Origin of the sequence: Streptomyces sp. HUAS TT7 (genome assembly GCF_051550175.1) — a bacterium.
Lineage (GTDB): Bacteria > Actinomycetota > Actinomycetes > Streptomycetales > Streptomycetaceae > Streptomyces.
The window spans coordinates 7,220,410-7,235,457 of sequence record NZ_CP196175.1 but is presented as its reverse complement, the minus strand read 5'-3'; the positions used below and the strand labels follow the sequence as shown (position 1 = coordinate 7,235,457).

Sequence of the window (15,048 nt, the reverse complement as noted above, 5' to 3'; positions counted from 1 at the left end):
CGCCGCCACTGACAATGGGCCTCAGGCTCGGGCGGGGGCCCGGGCCTGTCAGCCGGACGCCGTCACCACGCCCGGCCGACGATCCCCCTCGGCCGCCCCCCCCTTCAGCCCAGGTTCGGCACGCGCCAGTCGATCGGAGCGTGGCCCTGGGCCGCGACCGCCTCGTTGATCTGCGTGAACGGGTGCGAGCCGAAGAACTTCTTGGCCGAGAGCGGCGAGGGGTGCGCGCCCTTGACCACGACGTGGCGCTCCTCGTCGATCAGCGGGAGCTTCTTCTGCGCGTAGTTGCCCCACAGCACGAAGACCGCCGGGTCGGGCCGCGAGGCGACCGCGCGGATCACCGCGTCGGTGAACTTCTCCCAGCCCTTGCCCTTGTGCGAGTTGGCCTCGCCGGAGCGCACGGTGAGCACCGCGTTGAGCAGAAGCACGCCCTGCTCGGCCCACGGCATCAGATAGCCGTTGTCGGGGATGTCCAGGCCGAGCTCGTCGCGCATCTCCTTGTAGATGTTGCGCAGCGACGGCGGCGTCCTGACGCCGGGCCGCACCGAGAAGCACAGGCCGTGCCCCTGGCCCTCGCCGTGGTACGGGTCCTGGCCGAGGACCAGGACCTTCACCTTGTCGTACGGCGTCGCGTCGAGGGCCGCGAAGACCTCGTCGCGGGGCGGGAAGACGGGGCCCTTCGCCCGCTCCTCCTCGACGAACGCGGTGAGCTCCTTGAAGTACGGCTTCTGGAGCTCCTCGCCGAGGACGCCCTGCCAGGACTCGGGCAGCATGGCGATATCGGTCACGTCAACAACCTCCGTGGGGCATTCGGTTACCGCACCTTCAGTGCGGATTTCCGAACCTACCGGGAGCCACTGACAACGCCGTCCGTGCCCGCCCCTACCAGCTGGTCTTGCGGTGCAGCTCCCACATCTGCATGACGGTCTGCGGGTCCATGGCGCGCTCGCCGCCCGCGATGTCGTCGCTCGCCGCGATGTAGAGCTTGCCCTGCCACAGGGGCAGCAGCCGGACGTCGTCGACGAGGATGTCCTGGGCGCGCTCGAACTGCTTGCTCGCGGCGCCCCGGTCGGAGATCTCGCGGGACTGCGGGATCAGCTGCGTGGTGATCTCACGCGGCTCGTACGGCGTGCCGACCGCGTTCTCCTTGCCGACGAACGGCGCGATGAAGTTGTCCGGGTCGGGGAAGTCGGGGAACCAGCCGCGTCCGAAGACGGGGAACTCGCCGGCCTGGAAGCCCTCGGTGTACGTCTTCCAGGGGCGGCTGTCGAGCGTGATCCTGAAGAGACCCGAGGCGTCGAGCTGCCGCTTGAGTTCCTGGAACTCCGCCGCCATGGAGGAGCCGTAGCGGTCGGTGGTGTACCAGAAGGTGAGCGGGACCGGGCCGGTGATGCCGGCCTTGCGCAGGATCTGCTTCGCCTTGTCGACGCTGGGCGAGCCGAAGGTGTCGAAGAAGCTGGTGGTGTGCCCGTTCACGCCGGTCGGGACCATCGAGTACAGCGGCTCGGCGGTGCCCTTGTAGACCTTGGCGACCAGGGCGTCGCGGTCGACGAGCTGGGCGACCGCGCGGCGCACCGCCGGGTTCGCGGCCTCGGGGTCCTTGGGGTTGAACACCAGGAAGCGGATCTCGCTGCCGGTGTTCTCGACGAGTTCGAGCGGCTTGCCCGCGGCCTTCTCGTTGCGTACGTCCTCGACCTCGTCGGCGGTGATGCCGCGGTAGGTGACGTCGATCTGCTTGTTCTTGAGGGCGTCCACCATGGTCTTGGAGTCGCGGAAGTAGCGGATGGTGACGCCGTCGTTCTTGGGCTGCGCGAAGCCCTGGTAGCTGTCGTTCTTCTTCAGGACGGCGCGGTCGCCCGCCTTGTACGAGTCGAGCGTGTACGGGCCCGAACCGGTGAGCCCGCCGTCGTCGCGGAGCCTGTCGGCCGGGTACGCCTTGGGGTCCACGATCGACATCGCGGGCGCGCCGAGCACGTAGGGGAAGGTCGCGTCGGGCTTGTTGAGGTGGAAGGTGACGGTCAGGTCGTTGTCGACGCTGACGTGGTCCAGGCTGCTGAGCAGCCCCTTCGGCCCCGCCTTCACGTTGATCTTCACGATCCGGTCGATGGAGTACTTGACGGCGTTCGCGTCGAGCGTGGCTCCGTCGGAGAAGGTCATTCCCTTGCGCAATGTGCAGGTGAACGTGCGGCTCGATTTGTCCTGGAACTCGCAGGACTGCGCGGCATCGGGCTGCGGGGCGCTGCTGCCGGTCGGGAAGGCCACCAGCGTCTGGAAGACATTCCGGTACAACTCCCACGATCCGTCCCAGGACGCGGCCGGGTCGAGCGTGCTCGGTTCGCTCGTCGTACCCACAGTTATCTCCTGCTGCGCCTGCGAACCGCCCCCCGAGAGCAGTCCGCAGCCGCCGAGCAGGGATATGGACGCAAGGGCCGCCATGGTGCGCCGGCAGATGGTCCGTTTGAACACGTGCACGCTCCTCGATCGGCCATGGGTCGGCAGACCATACCGCAGTGCCCCGCCGAGTCGACCGACCGTCTCAGCAGGGCACTTTGGAATATTCAGGAGCAAATCCGCTCAGTGTTCGCGGACCTTTCGCGTCAGTGGACTCCGGCGTTCAGGAACAGCCCGCCGTCGACGACCAGCGTCTGTCCGGTGACCCAGTCCGACTGCTCGGAGGTGAGGAAGGCCGCCGCCCCGCCGATGTCGGCGGGCACGCCGAGCCGGCCGAGCGGGTAGGCCGCGGCGGCCTCCGCCTCGCGGCCCTCGTAGAGCGCCTGGGCGAACTTGGTCTTGATCACGGCCGGGGCGATCGCGTTGACCCGGACCACCGGCGCGAACTCGTGCGCCAACTGGAGGGTCAGGTTGACCATGGCCGCCTTGCTCATGCCGTACGCGCCGATGAAGGGCGAGGCGGAGACGCCGGCGATGGAGGCGATGTTGACGATCGCGCCGCCGTTGTCCTTCTGCCAGGCCTTCCAGGTCTGCTGGGCGAAGCCGAGCGCGGAGATCACGTTCGTCTCGTACACCTTGCGCGCGACGTTCAGGTCGAGCTCGGCGATCGGGCCGAACACCGGGTTCGTGCCGGCGTTGTTGACCAGGAAGTCGACCCGGCCGAAGGCCTCCATGGTGCGCTCGACGACGGCGGCCTGGTGGGCCTCGTCGGCGGCCTTGCCCGCGACCGCGACGACCCGGTCGGAGCCGAGCTTTTCGACGGCCTCCTTGAGGGCGTCCTCACCGCGTCCGGTGATGCACACGCGGTCGCCGCGGGCGACGAGCGCCTCGGCGATGCCGTAGCCGATGCCGCGGCTCGCTCCGGTGACCAGGGCCACCTTGCCCGACAGTTCAGGAAGTTCAGTCATGTCCCTTGCCCCTGGCCCTAGTTGAGCGGTCCGCCGGCCACGTACATGACCTGGCCGGAGACGAACCCTGCGGCATCGCCCGAGAAGAAGGCAATGGCGTTGGCGATGTCCTCGGGGAAGCCGACCCGCTGGACGGGGATCTGGGTGGCGGCCGCGGCCTGGAACTCCTCGAAGCCCATGCCGACCCGGGCGGCGGTCTGCGCGGTCATCTCGGTGACGATGAAGCCGGGGGCGACCGCGTTGGCGGTGATGCCGAACTTGCCGAGCTCCTTGGCGAGGGTCTTGGTGAAGCCCTGCAGACCGGCCTTGACGGCGGAGTAGTTGGCCTGGCCGCGGTTGCCGAGCGCGGAGGACGAGGAGAGTGAGACGATGCGGCCCCACTTGGCGTCCACCATGTGCTTCTGACAGGCCTTGGCCATCAGGAACGCGCCCTTGAGGTGCACGTTCATCACGGTGTCCCAGTCCGACTCGCTCATCTTGAAGAGGAGGTTGTCGCGCAGCACGCCCGCGTTGTTGACGAGGATGGTCGGCGCGCCGAGCTCGGCCGCCACTCGCTCGACGGCCGCTTCCACCTGGGCGCCGTCCGACACGTCGCAGCCGACAGCGATCGCCCGGCCGCCCGCCGCGGTGATCTTGTCGACGGTGTCCTTGCAGGCCGCCTCGTCGAGGTCGAGTACGGCGACGGCCCGGCCCTCGGCCGCAAGCCGGACGGCGGTCGCGGCGCCAATGCCCCGCGCCGCCCCGGTCACGATGGCGACACGCTGCTCGGTGGTGGACATGCTGTTCTCCTCGCCCTGGGATCCGCGGCCCTCAGTCACTGAGCAACCGCTTAGTAGCTTCAGCAGACGAGACGCTAGAAGCCCTGGCACCCGGTGTCAACGGGCCACGGATCCCCCGGCGCATGTCACACCCCTGCCGGGGCGGAATTCAGCGCACCAGGAGGTCGAGCAGCCGCTCGGCCTCGGCCGCCGGATCCGCGGTCAGGCCGGTGTGCACCGGTCCCGGCTGGACGACCGTGGAGCGCGGCGCGATCAGCCAGCGGAAGCGCCGGCCCGCGTCGTCGCCCGCCGCCTGCCCGGCACCCTCGCCGCCGCCGCAGACCCCCTCGACTGCACGCAGCGCGGCCCGTACGCCCACCACGTCCGCGGCCGGGTCGAGCGCCTTCAGCTTCGCCTCGTCCAGATGGGTGCGCGCCGCGACGAAGGAGTGGGCGCGGCAGTAGACCAGCACGCCCGCGTTGAAACATTCACCGCGCTCGACGCGTGGCACCACGCGCAGCAGCGCGTACTCGAAGACATCGCGCTTGCTCAACGGTCGTCGTCCTTCTTGCTGCTCTCGGCGTTCTTGGTGTTCTTGGTGTTCTTGGCTTGGTGCGGCCACGGCTTGATGTGGTCGGTCAGCCAGCCGGGAGGCTGCGGCGCCTTTGTCTTCACCGGCGTGTCGAACGTGATCCGCTCGTGAATGTCGGCGGCGCGGGCGAGCAGCGGCTCGACATAGGCGCGGCGCAACGCGTCGGTGGTGTCGAACCCGGGCTCGTCGACCAGCCACTCGCACGGTACGAGGGCCGCGACCTCGGTCAGGAGCTCTTCGGTGACCAGCGGCGCGAGCTCGGCGGCAGCGGCGGCGATGTCGGGGCCGAACGGGGCGAGCGCGTGGTCGGAGGCGTTGTACGGCTTGGCCGCCGAGGCCGCGGCGCCGGGCCAGTTGTGGTGCCAGATCATCGTGGCGCCGTGGTCGATGAGCCACAGGTCGCCGTGCCACACCAGCATGTTGGGGTTGCGCCACGACCGGTCGACGTTGTTGATCAGCGCGTCGAACCAGACGACCTTCCCCGCCTCCGCCGCGTCCACCTGGTAGGCGAGCGGGTCGAACCCGAGCGAGCCCGGCAGGTAGTCCATCCCGAGGTTGAGGCCGCCGCTCGCCTTGAGCAGCTCCTGCACCTCCTGGTCGGGCTCGGACAGGCCGATGACCGGGTCGAGCTGGATGGTGACCAGTTCCGGGACGCGCAGCCCGAGCCGCCGGCCGAGCTCCCCGCAGATGACCTCCGCGACGAGCGTCTTGCGGCCCTGGCCGGCCCCGGTGAACTTCATGACATACGTTCCGAGATCGTCGGCCTCGACGATGCCCGGAAGCGATCCGCCCTCACGCAACGGCGTGACGTACCGGGTCGCTGTGACTTCAGTGAGCATGGGCACAGGCTACTTCGCGGCAATCGGGCGCTCGATCCCTTTTCCTCCCGCCCTCCTCCCTGCGTTCCTCCCGCCCTCCTCCCTGCGTTCCTCCCGGCCCGGCCCGCCCGTTTCCCGAGAAGTGGCCGGATCGCTGAACGCCCCGCGCGCCACTCCCGTACACCCTCACGCAGCTACGCGTCGTACATCGAGAGGACAGTCAGCATGAGCACCGAATCGCAGTCCGCAGCCGTGCAGGTTCCGGCGCGCCGCACCGTCATCGCGTGCGTCGGCGCGGCCGGGCTCGCCGCCGCGCTCACCGCGTGCGGGGGCGGCGGCTCGGACGAGGCGAAGCCCGCCGGGGACGGCGGCGGCAAGGATGCCGGGGGCGTGCTCGGCAAGACGTCGGACATTCCGCAGGGCGGCGGGAAGATCTTCGCCGCGCAGGGCGTCGTGGTCACCCAGCCCACCGCCGGCCAGTTCAAGGCGTTCTCGGCGAAGTGCACGCATCAGGGCTGCGCCGTGTCGTCGGTGTCGGGCGGGACCATCAACTGCCCTTGCCACGGCAGCAAGTTCGATGTCGCGGACGGCAGCGTCAAGGGCGGCCCCGCGCCGTCCCCGCTGCCCGCCGCCGCGATCTCCGTCCAGGGGGATGCGATCAGGCTCGCGTGACGCGGCGGGTCACCTTGAGGCAGCCCAGGATGTCGTCGGTGGTGGCCACCGTGGCGACCAGGGCGAGGGTGTTGCGGATCATCGCGGGGGTGTAGTCGGCCGGCACCCCCGCGATCGCGTCGGCCGCGACCACCGCCGTGTAGCCGAGGTTGACCGCGTCGAAGACCGCGTTGGGGATCGCCACGTTCGCCGAGACGCCGGTGACGATCAGGGTGCGGCAGCCGAGGTTGCGCAGGAGCGGGTCCACGTCCGTGCCGGCCACCGGCGAGAGGCCGTGCAGGCGGCGTACGACGATGTCCTCGTCGGCCACCTCGATCGGCTCGGCGATCCGCACCGCCCGCGAACCCGAGTACTGCTGCACGGGAAGCCGTTCGGCGGCCCGGAACAGGCGCGCGTTGCGGTTGGCGCCGCGCCCGTCGGGGCGGCGCTCCGCGACCGCGTGCAGCACCTGGACGCCCGCCTCGTGCGCGCCCGCCACCAAGCGGGCCACGTTGTGCAGCGCCCCCGACTCCCGTGCCTCCTTGGCGAGTTCGGGCAGCGCGCTGTCCGCGCCGACCACGCCCTGCTGGCACTCCACGGTCATCAGGACCGTGGAGGACGGGTCGAGCTGTTCCGCGAGGAGTTCCTTCGTCGCCATGGCGCGGGAGGCTAACCGCCATTGCGTGACGAGGGAAGAGCGCGCCATGATTTCTGACGTACCGTCAGAATTCCTGCACGCACTCGTGAAAGGGATGGCGCAGATGACCGTCACACAGCGCCGGGGCCGCCGGATCATGATGACCGACGAGGAGCGCGACGCCTTCCTCGGCGAGCAGCGCACCTGCCGGGTCGCCACCGTCTCGGCCGGCGGAAGGCCGCATGTCGCCCCGCTCTGGTACGTCTGGTACGGCGGCTCGCTCTGGCTGTACTCGATCACCCGCAGCCGCCGCTGGACCCAGCTCGGCAAGGACCCGCGCGTCGCGGTGGTGGTGGACGACGGCACGGAGTACGGGGAACTGCGCGGGGTGGAGCTCAGCGGCAGCGTCGTCCCCGTCGGCGAAGCCCCGCGCACCGGCGAGCCGTGTCCTGAACTCGCCGATGTGGAGAGGCTGTTCGCGGCGAAGAACTTCGGCCTGGAGGAGATGGTCCACGACGGGCGGCACGCGTGGCTGCGGCTGACGCCGGACACGGTGGTGTCGTGGGACTTCCGCAAGCTGGGCGGCGACTTCGCGCGGTAGCCCTCAGGCCGGCCGCTCCCCCGCCGCCACCAGCGCGTCGACCGCCGCCCGGATCGAGGGCCTGCGGTCGGCGTCGGCGCGCCACACCGCGTACACATGGCGGCTCATCGCGTCGCGCACCGGGACCACCCGCACTCCGCCGGGGATCGGGCCACGGCCGAGGCGCGGGGCGATGCTGACCCCCAACCCGGCTTCCACCAGGGCGAGTTGGGTGGCGTGCTCGCGGGCCACGTGGGCGATTTTCGGCTCGATGCCCTTGCCTCGCAGGGTGAACATCAGCCACTCGTTGCAGAACTCGCCCTCGGGCCAGGTGATCCACTCGTCGTCGGCGAACTCCTCCAGGTCCACCACCTCGCGGCCGGCCAGCGGATGGCCTGCGGACAGGGCGACGTCCGCGAGGTCGTCGAGGACGGCCCGCTTGGCGAGCCCGTCGGGCAGCGGCAGCGGCTTGTTGTACCAGTCGAGTACGAGCGCGAGGTCGAGGTCGCCGAGCAGCACGCCCTGCACCGACTCGTCGGCCTCCAGCTCGTCGGAGCGGACGGCGAGCTGCGGGTGCTCGGCGCGCAGCGAGGCGAGCGCGGCAGGGAAGAGCCCCCGGGCGGCGGTGGCGAAGCCGGCGATCCTGAGCTCGCCGACGACCCGGCCGCGCTGGGCCTCCAACTCGGCCTGGGCGACCTGGACCTGGGACAGGATGCGCGAGGCGTGCTCGGCGAGCAGCCGGCCGGCGTCGGTGAGCCGCACGCCGCGCCCGTTCTTGGCGAGCAGCGGCTGGCCGGCCTCCCGCTCCAGCTTGGCGAGCTGCTGGGAGACGGCGGAGGTGGTCACGTGCAGGGTGTCGGCCGCGCCGCCCACCGAGCCGTGCCGGGCCACCGCGTCGAGGGTGCGCAGGCGCTCCAGATTCAACATGTAAGCGATGCTAACCGATCACCTGCTTGTTTTCTCGCTTGTGCTACGTAGTTCTGGGCCGCATTGTGGTCGTCATGAGCACCACCGCCCCGTCCCGGGCCACCTCCTCCACACCGACCTCGACGACCGTCCCGCGCCGCCCCGCCCTGGACTGGCGCATCCGGTTCGCGGCGCTCTCGCTGATCTGGGGCTTCAGCTTTCTGCTGATCAAGGTCGGCACGGACGGCTACGCGCCGTTCCAGGTCACCTTCGGGCGGCTGCTCTTCGGCACGCTGGTGCTCGCCGTGGCGATGGCCGTCAAGCGCGAGCGGCTGCCGCGCGGGCGCCGCACCTGGCTGCACCTCACGGTGGCGGCGCTGCTCCTCAACGCCGCGCCGTTCTCGCTCTTCGCGTACTCGGAACTGACGATCCCCTCGACGCTGGCCGGCATCTGCAACGCGACCTCGCCGCTGTGGGGCATGGCGCTGTCCATGGTGGCGCTCTCCGAGGACCGGCCGACCCGCCGCCGCGTCGCGGGGCTCGGGCTCGGCTTCCTCGGGGTGCTCACGGTGCTCGGCGCCTGGCAGGGCTTCCACGGCCTGGACGTCACAGGCACCGCGATGGCGCTGCTCGCCTCGCTCTGCTACCCGATCGGCTGGATCTACGTCCGGCGCACGCTGGCGGGCAGCGGCCATTCCAACCTGTCCCTGATCGGCTCGCAGCTCGGCATCGCCACCCTCCAACTGGCCCTGGTCACCCCGCTGTTCGCCGGATTCCCGAGCTCCTTCCCACTCGTCCCGCTGCTCGCGGTCGCGGCGCTCGGCGCACTCGGCACGGGCCTCGCGGTGCTCGTCCAGTACGGGCTCGTCAACGAGGTGGGCTCGACGACCGCGCAGATGGTCACCTACTTCATCCCGGTGATCGCCACGGCCGCCGGTGTCGCGGTCCTCGGTGAGAGCCTCAGCTGGAACACGCCGGTCGGCGCGGCCGTCGTCCTCGCGGGCGCGGCCCTCACCCAGAGCCGCGCCCGCGCCAAGCCGAAGGCTCAGTAGGCGTAGCGCGTCCCGGGGCCCGGGCCGATCGCGGAGGCAATCGCGTCCGCGAGCGGCCCGATATCGTCCAGGGCCAGGCTCGACACGGTGAGCCGCACGCCGGGCGGCGAGGCCATCCGGAAGCGGGCGCCGGGCGCCACCGCCCAGCCCGCGTGCAGCAGCCGGGACACCGCGCCCGTCTCGTCGGGCACCGGCACCCACACCACGAAGCCGCTGCGTCCGTGGGCCTCGACGCCCCGCTCACGCAGCGCCCACAGCAGGCCCTCGCGCCGTTCGCGGTACGCGCGCGCGACCTTCGCCGGGTCGACGGCGCCCGACGTCCACAGCTCGACGACGGCCCGCTGGAGCAGTCGGCTGACCCAGCCGGGCCCGAGCCGCTGGCGCCCGCGCACCCGGTCGAGGGTGACGGCGTCCCCGGTCAGCACGGCGAGCCGCAGATCCGGCCCGTACGCCTTGGCCACGGACCGTACGAAAGCCCAGTGCTCGGTGACCGGGGCGACCGGGTGCAGCGGCAGGTCGACCATGCCGTGGCCGTGGTCGTCCTCGATGAGCAGCACCCCGGGGTGCCCGGCGAGCACCTTGCGCAGGGCCCGGGCGCGGGCCGCGCTCACGGCCGCGCCCGTCGGGTTCTGCGCCCGGCAGGTGATCACGACGGCCTTGGCGCCCGCGGCCAGGGCGCGTTCGAGCCCTTCGGGCAGCGGGCCCTCGTCGTCGAGCGCCATGGGTTCGGGCCGCAGCCCGAGCGCCGGTACGAGGTCGAGCAGCGCGCCCCAGCCGGGGTCCTCGATCGCCACCGCGTCGCCGGGGCGCAAGTGGGAGGTGAGCACCCGCTCGATGGCGTCGAGAGAACCCGAGAGCACGCCGACCGGCCCGTCCGGCACGCCCCCTTCGTCGAACCCCGCGCGGGCGAGGCGCGCGAGCTCCTCGTCCACGGGCTCCTGCCCGTACATGTACCGCCCGGGCCGTTCGGCATTGCTGCGGGCGGCGGCGGCCAGTGCCTCGCCGAGCGGCGGGAGCAGCGTCGCGTCCGGGTTGCCGTCGGCGATGTTGCGCACGCCTTCGGGCACGTCCACACGGATGAGGTCGCGAGCCGTGCTGGCGGGCCTCGGGCGCACGCGGCTGCCGCGACGGCCCGCGGTCTCGATCACTCCGCGGTCGCGCAGCAGCCGGTAGGCGGCCGCGACGGTGTTGGGATTCACGCCGAGCTCGGTCGCCAACTCCCTGAGCGGGGGCAGCAGTTGACCCGGTTCGAGCCCTCCGGCACCCACCGCGCGCTCCACGCTCTCGGCAATCTCCGATGCGCGGCGCCCTTCGATCCGATATTCTCCTAGCACAAAACAGATTATGCACTAGTGCAATGGAGAACGCAATGTCGGACACCGCGACCGCAGCCGCCTATCAGGCGACCGACCGCACCGTACCGACCCGCTATCGCGAGCGGGCCTCGTACGACCGCGAGCTGGTGCACGGCCTCCTCGACGAGGCGTACGTCTGTCACCTGGGCTTCGTCCGCGACGGCGCGCCCGTGGTGCTGCCGACGCTCTTCGCCCGGGTGGGCGAGCGGCTCTACATACACGGCTCGACCGGTTCGCGCCCGCTGCGCGCGGCCGGCCAGGCCGATCCCGGGCTTCCGGTGTGCCTGACCGTGACCCACGTCGACGGCCTGGTCCTGGCCAAGTCCGCCTTCCACCACTCGATCAACTACCGCTCGGTGGTGGTGCACGGCCTCGCCCATCAGGTCACCGACCCCGAGGAGAAGCGCGCCGCGCTCGACGCGCTGGTGGACCACGCCGTCCCGGGCCGCTCCCTCGACTCGCGCCCGGCCAACGCGAAGGAGCTGGCCGCGACCGCGGTGATCAGCCTCGACCTGAACGAGGTCTCGGCGAAGCTCCGCACCGGCGGCCCGAACGACGACCCCGAGGACCTCGCGCTCCCCCACTGGTCCGGCGTCCTCCCGCTCACCCGGGGCTACGGGGTCCCCGTCCCGGCGGACGGCCTGGACCCGGCGCTGCCCGTGCCCGGCTACCTCACCGCGCTCTGAGGCGGCTCGCATGCTGATCCACCCCTGGGACGCGCCGAAGGACGACGGCGAGTGGCAACGCTGGCTCGCCGCCCACGACTTCGGCCAGCTCGCCGTCAACGGGCTTCCGGGCGAGCCCCCTTCGCTCCAGCCCACGCACTTCCTGTACGAGCCGGGGCGCGGCGGGCCGCACGGCCAGGTGCTGCTGCATCTGGCCCGCCCGAACCCGCTGTGGCCCGCGCTCGAAGCCGATCCGCACGTGCTGCTGAGCGTCGCCGACGACCACGTCTTCGCGCCCGGCCCGTGGACGGCCGCCGAGGACGTGCCGCCGGAGCACGGCGTGCCGACCAGCTTCTACGCGGCCGTCCAGTTGCGCTGCACGGCCCACCTGGTCGACGACCCGGCCGACAAGGCGGACCTGCTGAACCGTCAGCTGGCGCACTTCCAGCCGGAGGGCGGCTCGGCCGCGGCGGCCGCGGGCGAGATCCCGTACGGCCGTCTCCTGTCCGGGCTGCGTGGCATCCGGCTCGAAGTCCTGGACGTACGGGCCAAGTTCAAGTACGGCAGCCACAAGCCGGAGTACGTGAAGGACCGCACGGCCGCCGCGCTGCGGGAGCGCGGGGGGCCGCGCGACCCCGCCGCGTACGAGCATCACGAGCGGCGCCGCTGACCTGTGGGTGAGCCCCCGTCCGGCGGGGGCCCACCGCTCGCTACAGCACCACCGGCTCGCGGCGGGACCTGGCCGCCTGCCTCGTCTCGGCCGCCGCGAGCCCGATCACGGCGAGAAGCAGCAGCGTGGTGCCCGCCGCGGTGGCCGCGGTGATGCGTTCGCCGAGCACCGACACCGCGATCACGGCCGCGCTGACCGGCTCAAGCAGCATGATCACGGACACGGTCGCGGCCCGGACGACCGCCGCCCCTGCGAAGTAGAGCGCGTACGCGAGCGCGGTGGGCACGGCCGCCACGTAAAGGAGCAGGAACACCACGCGCATCGGCTCCACGGTGTGCGGAAGCAGACCCTCCGCGCCCGCGAACGGAAGCAGGCACAGCGCCGCGACACCGAAGGCCCAGGCCGTGGTGGCCGACGGGTCGGCGGCGCCGCCGTCGCGGCCGAGCCACCTGGTCAGCAGGGTGATGGCCGCGTACCCGGCGGCCGACACCAGGGCGAGGACGACCCCGGCGGGCCGGACCGTGCCGCCGCCGTTGCCGATCCACAGGACCGCTAGTCCGGCGAGCGCCCCGGCCACGGCAGCGGTGCCGGCCCAGCCGATCCGCTCGCCCAGGGCGACGCGGGCGCCGAGCGCGATCAGGACGGGTCCCGCGCCGAGGGTCACCACGGTCGCGACCGCGAGTCCGGTGGCCTCTACGGCCGCGAAGTAGGCGCTCTGGAAGACCATCAGGCCGATGCCGTTGCCGAGGATGCGCAGCAGCCTGCGGCCGCGCGGTTCAGCAGCCTTGGCCGCGGGGCGGCGGCGCAGGGCCATCGCACCGAGCAGCAGGACCAGTCCGCCCGTGCAGCGCCAGAAGGACAGGGCGAGCGGCCCGAGGTCACTGGCTCCGAAGACCAGGGCCGCGGCGCCGCCCGCGGTGCCCCAGGCGACTCCGGCGAAGGCGAGGTAGAGCAGACCGCGCCCGACGGGCAGGGTGGCGGAGGGGCCCATGGCAAGGCCCGTTGAAGAGTTCGACACGTACGTACTCCGAAGAGGAAGACAGCTGGCTGGACGCTGGCGTGGAGTACGCGGGCAGCGACGAGCCGCTCGGGGACTGCCCGAGCCGGGTCTTCGTCAGGAGTGCGGCCGCCCGCGTTACGCGGCGGGAGGCGGCAGTACGGTCGAATGCATGATCGTCACCTTAGGCGGCGGAGTGCCCGGCCGACAACTCCCCTTCGGCGGGCGCGGGACCGCCCGAGGCGACCGGCCCCGAAGCCGCTCTGGGGGCGGCGGACTGGGCGATGAACGCGCCGGTCAGGACCACCGCGCCGCCGATGATCTGCGGCGCCGAGAGGTGTTCGCCGAGCAGGACCCAGGCGAAGAGGGTCGCGAGCACGGCCTCCAGGCAGGCGACCACTCCGGCCACCTGCGGCGAGAGCTTGCGCACCGAGATGACCCCGGTGACGTACGCGACGACGGTCGCGATCAGCACGATCCAGCAAAGGAGCAGCACGGCGGGCACCTGGGAGCCGTTCATGGCGGCGCTGCCGCCGAGCACCGACCACTTCATGTCCCAGGGCCGCGCCACGACGGTCAGTACGAGCGCGCCGATGAGCAGCCCGTAGGCGATGACGCCGAGCGGGTCGGCCGCGTCGTCGCCCTCGCCGCCCTGGTCGGACAGGACGAAGTAGCCGACCTGGCAGCAGGCCGCGCCGAGCGCGAGGAGCAGTCCGACCGCGTCGAAGCTCAGCCCGGACCAGACCTCGACGACACAGGCGAGCCCGCCGACGGCGAGCACCACACCGAGCGCGGCCCCGCGGCTCACCGGCCTGCGCTGCACGAACCGGACCCAGCCGAGGACGAGCGCGGGCGCCAGGTATTCGACGAGGAGGGCTACACCGACGGGTATGCGCGATATGGAGGCGAAGTAGCAGGCCTGGACACCGGCGACGGCAAGGAGTCCGAACCCGGCGAGCAGCGCGGGTTTGCGCAGCACCAGGCGGCGGTGGCGCCAGGCCACCGGGAGCATGACGAGCGCGGCCCCGGTCACCCGCAGCCACACCACGTGCAGCGGGTCGAGGCCCGCCTCGATGAGCGGCTTGGCCGCCACACCTGAACCACCGAACGCGAAGGCCGACACCAGGGCGAGTCCCAGGCCGACGCTTCTTCCCCGAGACGCGTGCATCGGCACATCATGGCAGCCCGGGTCATGACCGTCATCCGCGTGACACCTGTCGAGACGGGGAGCGAATTCCGGCCGCGCGCAAGGCCTCGGCTCGGCCCGGTTCCGGAGGCGTTCAGGCCTGCTGGGTGGCCTCGCCGAGCCGGCCCGGCAGCGACGGCTCTCCCAGGCTCTCGGTCAGCGCGGCCGCGTCCACTCCCGCGTGCTGGAACACCTGGACCGCCCGGCACTCCGGGTCGGCGGCGAGCGCGGCCAGCAGGTCCCGTCCGGTGACCCGGTCACCGCCGCGCGCGGCGGCCCGGCGCAGCGCGTACTCCAGCGCCGTCAGGGCGCTGGGCGACCAGCCGGGCTGCGTCATCAGCGGCACCGCCCCCGAGTCCTCGACAGATCCCTGCCAGCGGAGCCCGTACCCGATGCTGCGCTGCACCAGGTACCCGAGCACGCGCGCCACCTGCGGCCCGTCCTCGAACGCGGCCCGCACCTCGGGGTCGCTCTCCATCAGGGAGTGCAGCAGATGCGCGGTGTCCAGCTGCCGGTCCCCGTCGCGCAGCGCACGCCTGCGGGCGCCCGCGACCACCGAGGCCAGCTCCGCGGTGAGTCGGGCCTCGATGTCTGCGGGGGACGAGACCTGGTGAGGGGCCCCTGAGGTAGGACTGTGCACCCCTCAACCTCATCAGCCGATGGCGCGAAGAACATCCCCGAGGAGGAGCATTCGCTCTCCCGCGAAAGTTGGGTACGGATGACCGGGTTCTCCTCCTTACGGATGAGATCTCGGAAATCTCCCCCACGAGGGCAACCCCACGGCGCATGGCGTCCTGCCCCGCGCCCCCGGCGCAACCGCAC

17 protein-coding genes are annotated in these 15,048 nt (G+C 71.8%); 5 read left to right on the top strand and 12 right to left on the bottom strand.

The annotated features are described in order from the left end of the window. Nucleotides 1-104: 104 nt before the first annotated feature. From ung to ACSHXC_RS32625, 6 genes are all read right to left on the bottom strand, one after another. On the bottom strand, nucleotides 105-788 hold the full coding sequence (ung, locus tag ACSHXC_RS32650) for a uracil-DNA glycosylase (protein WP_438294953.1): 684 nt from the start codon (nucleotides 786-788) through the stop codon (nucleotides 105-107). A gap of 94 nt (nucleotides 789-882) precedes the next feature. Beyond that, complete coding sequence (locus tag ACSHXC_RS32645) at nucleotides 883-2,436, bottom strand: ABC transporter substrate-binding protein (protein WP_438296960.1); 1,554 nt, start codon at nucleotides 2,434-2,436, stop codon at nucleotides 883-885. A gap of 161 nt (nucleotides 2,437-2,597) precedes the next feature. After that, entirely contained in the window at nucleotides 2,598-3,359 is a 762-nt protein-coding gene (locus ACSHXC_RS32640) for an SDR family oxidoreductase (protein ID WP_189960665.1), read from the bottom strand. A 17-nt stretch (nucleotides 3,360-3,376) separates the two neighbouring features. Further along, a complete protein-coding gene (gene fabG, locus ACSHXC_RS32635; RefSeq protein WP_438294952.1) occupies nucleotides 3,377-4,138 on the bottom strand; it encodes a 3-oxoacyl-ACP reductase FabG in 762 nt (253 codons plus the stop codon). 148 nt (nucleotides 4,139-4,286) lie between these two features. Further along, a complete protein-coding gene (locus ACSHXC_RS32630) occupies nucleotides 4,287-4,670 on the bottom strand; it encodes a DUF3037 domain-containing protein (protein ID WP_053724272.1) in 384 nt (127 codons plus the stop codon). Next, nucleotides 4,667-5,548: a HipA family kinase gene (locus tag ACSHXC_RS32625; RefSeq protein ID WP_438294951.1), complete on the bottom strand. Its 882-nt coding sequence runs from the start codon at nucleotides 5,546-5,548 to the stop codon at nucleotides 4,667-4,669. Before ACSHXC_RS32625 ends, ACSHXC_RS32630 begins: the two co-directional genes overlap by 4 nt. 204 nt (nucleotides 5,549-5,752) lie before the next feature. Between ACSHXC_RS32625 and ACSHXC_RS32620 the strand changes: the two genes are divergently transcribed. Next, a complete protein-coding gene (locus ACSHXC_RS32620; protein ID WP_438294950.1) occupies nucleotides 5,753-6,199 on the top strand; it encodes a Rieske (2Fe-2S) protein in 447 nt (148 codons plus the stop codon). Here ACSHXC_RS32620 and ACSHXC_RS32615 read toward each other — a convergent pair. Beyond that, complete coding sequence (locus ACSHXC_RS32615; protein ID WP_438294949.1) at nucleotides 6,186-6,836, bottom strand: isochorismatase family protein; 651 nt, start codon at nucleotides 6,834-6,836, stop codon at nucleotides 6,186-6,188. The genes ACSHXC_RS32620 and ACSHXC_RS32615 overlap by 14 nt on opposite strands. 103 nt (nucleotides 6,837-6,939) lie before the next feature. Between ACSHXC_RS32615 and ACSHXC_RS32610 the strand changes: the two genes are divergently transcribed. After that, the gene (locus ACSHXC_RS32610) at nucleotides 6,940-7,416 is read left to right on the top strand and encodes a pyridoxamine 5'-phosphate oxidase family protein (protein ID WP_438294948.1); all 477 of its coding nucleotides are present in this window, start codon (nucleotides 6,940-6,942) and stop codon (nucleotides 7,414-7,416) included. Nucleotides 7,417-7,419: 3 nt separating this feature from the next. Here the strand turns inward: ACSHXC_RS32610 and ACSHXC_RS32605 are convergent, their stop codons facing one another. Next, a complete protein-coding gene (locus ACSHXC_RS32605; protein WP_438294947.1) occupies nucleotides 7,420-8,322 on the bottom strand; it encodes a LysR family transcriptional regulator in 903 nt (300 codons plus the stop codon). A 74-nt stretch (nucleotides 8,323-8,396) separates the two neighbouring features. Here ACSHXC_RS32605 and ACSHXC_RS32600 point away from each other — a divergent pair, with 74 nt between their 5' ends. After that, nucleotides 8,397-9,353, top strand: coding sequence for a DMT family transporter (locus ACSHXC_RS32600; protein ID WP_438294946.1), 957 nt, complete (start codon nucleotides 8,397-8,399; stop codon nucleotides 9,351-9,353). Here the strand turns inward: ACSHXC_RS32600 and ACSHXC_RS32595 are convergent. Then, nucleotides 9,347-10,687, bottom strand: a complete 1,341-nt coding sequence (locus ACSHXC_RS32595; RefSeq protein WP_438294945.1) for an aminotransferase class I/II-fold pyridoxal phosphate-dependent enzyme — start codon at nucleotides 10,685-10,687, stop codon at nucleotides 9,347-9,349. The genes ACSHXC_RS32600 and ACSHXC_RS32595 overlap by 7 nt on opposite strands. A gap of 35 nt (nucleotides 10,688-10,722) precedes the next feature. Between ACSHXC_RS32595 and ACSHXC_RS32590 the strand changes: the two genes are divergently transcribed. Then, nucleotides 10,723-11,394 carry a pyridoxamine 5'-phosphate oxidase family protein gene (locus ACSHXC_RS32590; protein WP_438294944.1) on the top strand — a complete coding sequence of 224 codons (672 nt, stop codon included), beginning with the start codon at nucleotides 10,723-10,725 and terminating at the stop codon, nucleotides 11,392-11,394. Between the two features lie 10 nt (nucleotides 11,395-11,404). Next, nucleotides 11,405-12,043: an FMN-binding negative transcriptional regulator gene (locus ACSHXC_RS32585; RefSeq protein ID WP_438294943.1), complete on the top strand. Its 639-nt coding sequence runs from the start codon at nucleotides 11,405-11,407 to the stop codon at nucleotides 12,041-12,043. A 40-nt stretch (nucleotides 12,044-12,083) separates the two neighbouring features. Here the strand turns inward: ACSHXC_RS32585 and ACSHXC_RS32580 are convergent, their stop codons facing one another. The 3 genes from ACSHXC_RS32580 to ACSHXC_RS32570 all read right to left on the bottom strand — a co-directional run bounded on the left by ACSHXC_RS32580 (nucleotide 12,084) and on the right by ACSHXC_RS32570 (nucleotide 14,866). Then, nucleotides 12,084-13,034, bottom strand: coding sequence for a DMT family transporter (locus ACSHXC_RS32580; RefSeq protein WP_438296958.1), 951 nt, complete (start codon nucleotides 13,032-13,034; stop codon nucleotides 12,084-12,086). Between the two features lie 190 nt (nucleotides 13,035-13,224). Next, nucleotides 13,225-14,208, bottom strand: a complete 984-nt coding sequence (locus ACSHXC_RS32575; protein WP_438294942.1) for an EamA family transporter — start codon at nucleotides 14,206-14,208, stop codon at nucleotides 13,225-13,227. A 112-nt stretch (nucleotides 14,209-14,320) separates the two neighbouring features. Then, complete coding sequence (locus ACSHXC_RS32570) at nucleotides 14,321-14,866, bottom strand: Clp protease N-terminal domain-containing protein (protein WP_438294941.1); 546 nt, start codon at nucleotides 14,864-14,866, stop codon at nucleotides 14,321-14,323. Between the last annotated feature and the right edge of the window lie 182 nt (nucleotides 14,867-15,048).

Bases quoted from the DNA above. Each gene is read 5' to 3' on its own strand.
- ACSHXC_RS32600 (WP_438294946.1), top strand. From the start codon at position 8,397: ATGAGCACCACCGCCCCGTCCCGGGCCACCTCCTCCACACCGACCTCG.
- ACSHXC_RS32585 (WP_438294943.1), top strand. From the start codon at position 11,405: ATGCTGATCCACCCCTGGGACGCGCCGAAGGACGACGGCGAGTGGCAA.
- ACSHXC_RS32640 (WP_189960665.1), bottom strand. From the start codon at position 3,359: ATGACTGAACTTCCTGAACTGTCGGGCAAGGTGGCCCTGGTCACCGGA.
- ACSHXC_RS32625 (WP_438294951.1), bottom strand. From the start codon at position 5,548: ATGCTCACTGAAGTCACAGCGACCCGGTACGTCACGCCGTTGCGTGAG.
- ACSHXC_RS32610 (WP_438294948.1), top strand. From the start codon at position 6,940: ATGACCGTCACACAGCGCCGGGGCCGCCGGATCATGATGACCGACGAG.
- ACSHXC_RS32620 (WP_438294950.1), top strand. From the start codon at position 5,753: ATGAGCACCGAATCGCAGTCCGCAGCCGTGCAGGTTCCGGCGCGCCGC.
- ACSHXC_RS32590 (WP_438294944.1), top strand. From the start codon at position 10,723: ATGTCGGACACCGCGACCGCAGCCGCCTATCAGGCGACCGACCGCACC.
- ACSHXC_RS32645 (WP_438296960.1), bottom strand. From the start codon at position 2,436: ATGGCGGCCCTTGCGTCCATATCCCTGCTCGGCGGCTGCGGACTGCTC.
- ACSHXC_RS32615 (WP_438294949.1), bottom strand. From the start codon at position 6,836: ATGGCGACGAAGGAACTCCTCGCGGAACAGCTCGACCCGTCCTCCACG.
- ACSHXC_RS32605 (WP_438294947.1), bottom strand. From the start codon at position 8,322: ATGTTGAATCTGGAGCGCCTGCGCACCCTCGACGCGGTGGCCCGGCAC.
- ACSHXC_RS32575 (WP_438294942.1), bottom strand. From the start codon at position 14,208: ATGCACGCGTCTCGGGGAAGAAGCGTCGGCCTGGGACTCGCCCTGGTG.
- fabG (WP_438294952.1), bottom strand. From the start codon at position 4,138: ATGTCCACCACCGAGCAGCGTGTCGCCATCGTGACCGGGGCGGCGCGG.
- ACSHXC_RS32580 (WP_438296958.1), bottom strand. From the start codon at position 13,034: ATGGGCCCCTCCGCCACCCTGCCCGTCGGGCGCGGTCTGCTCTACCTC.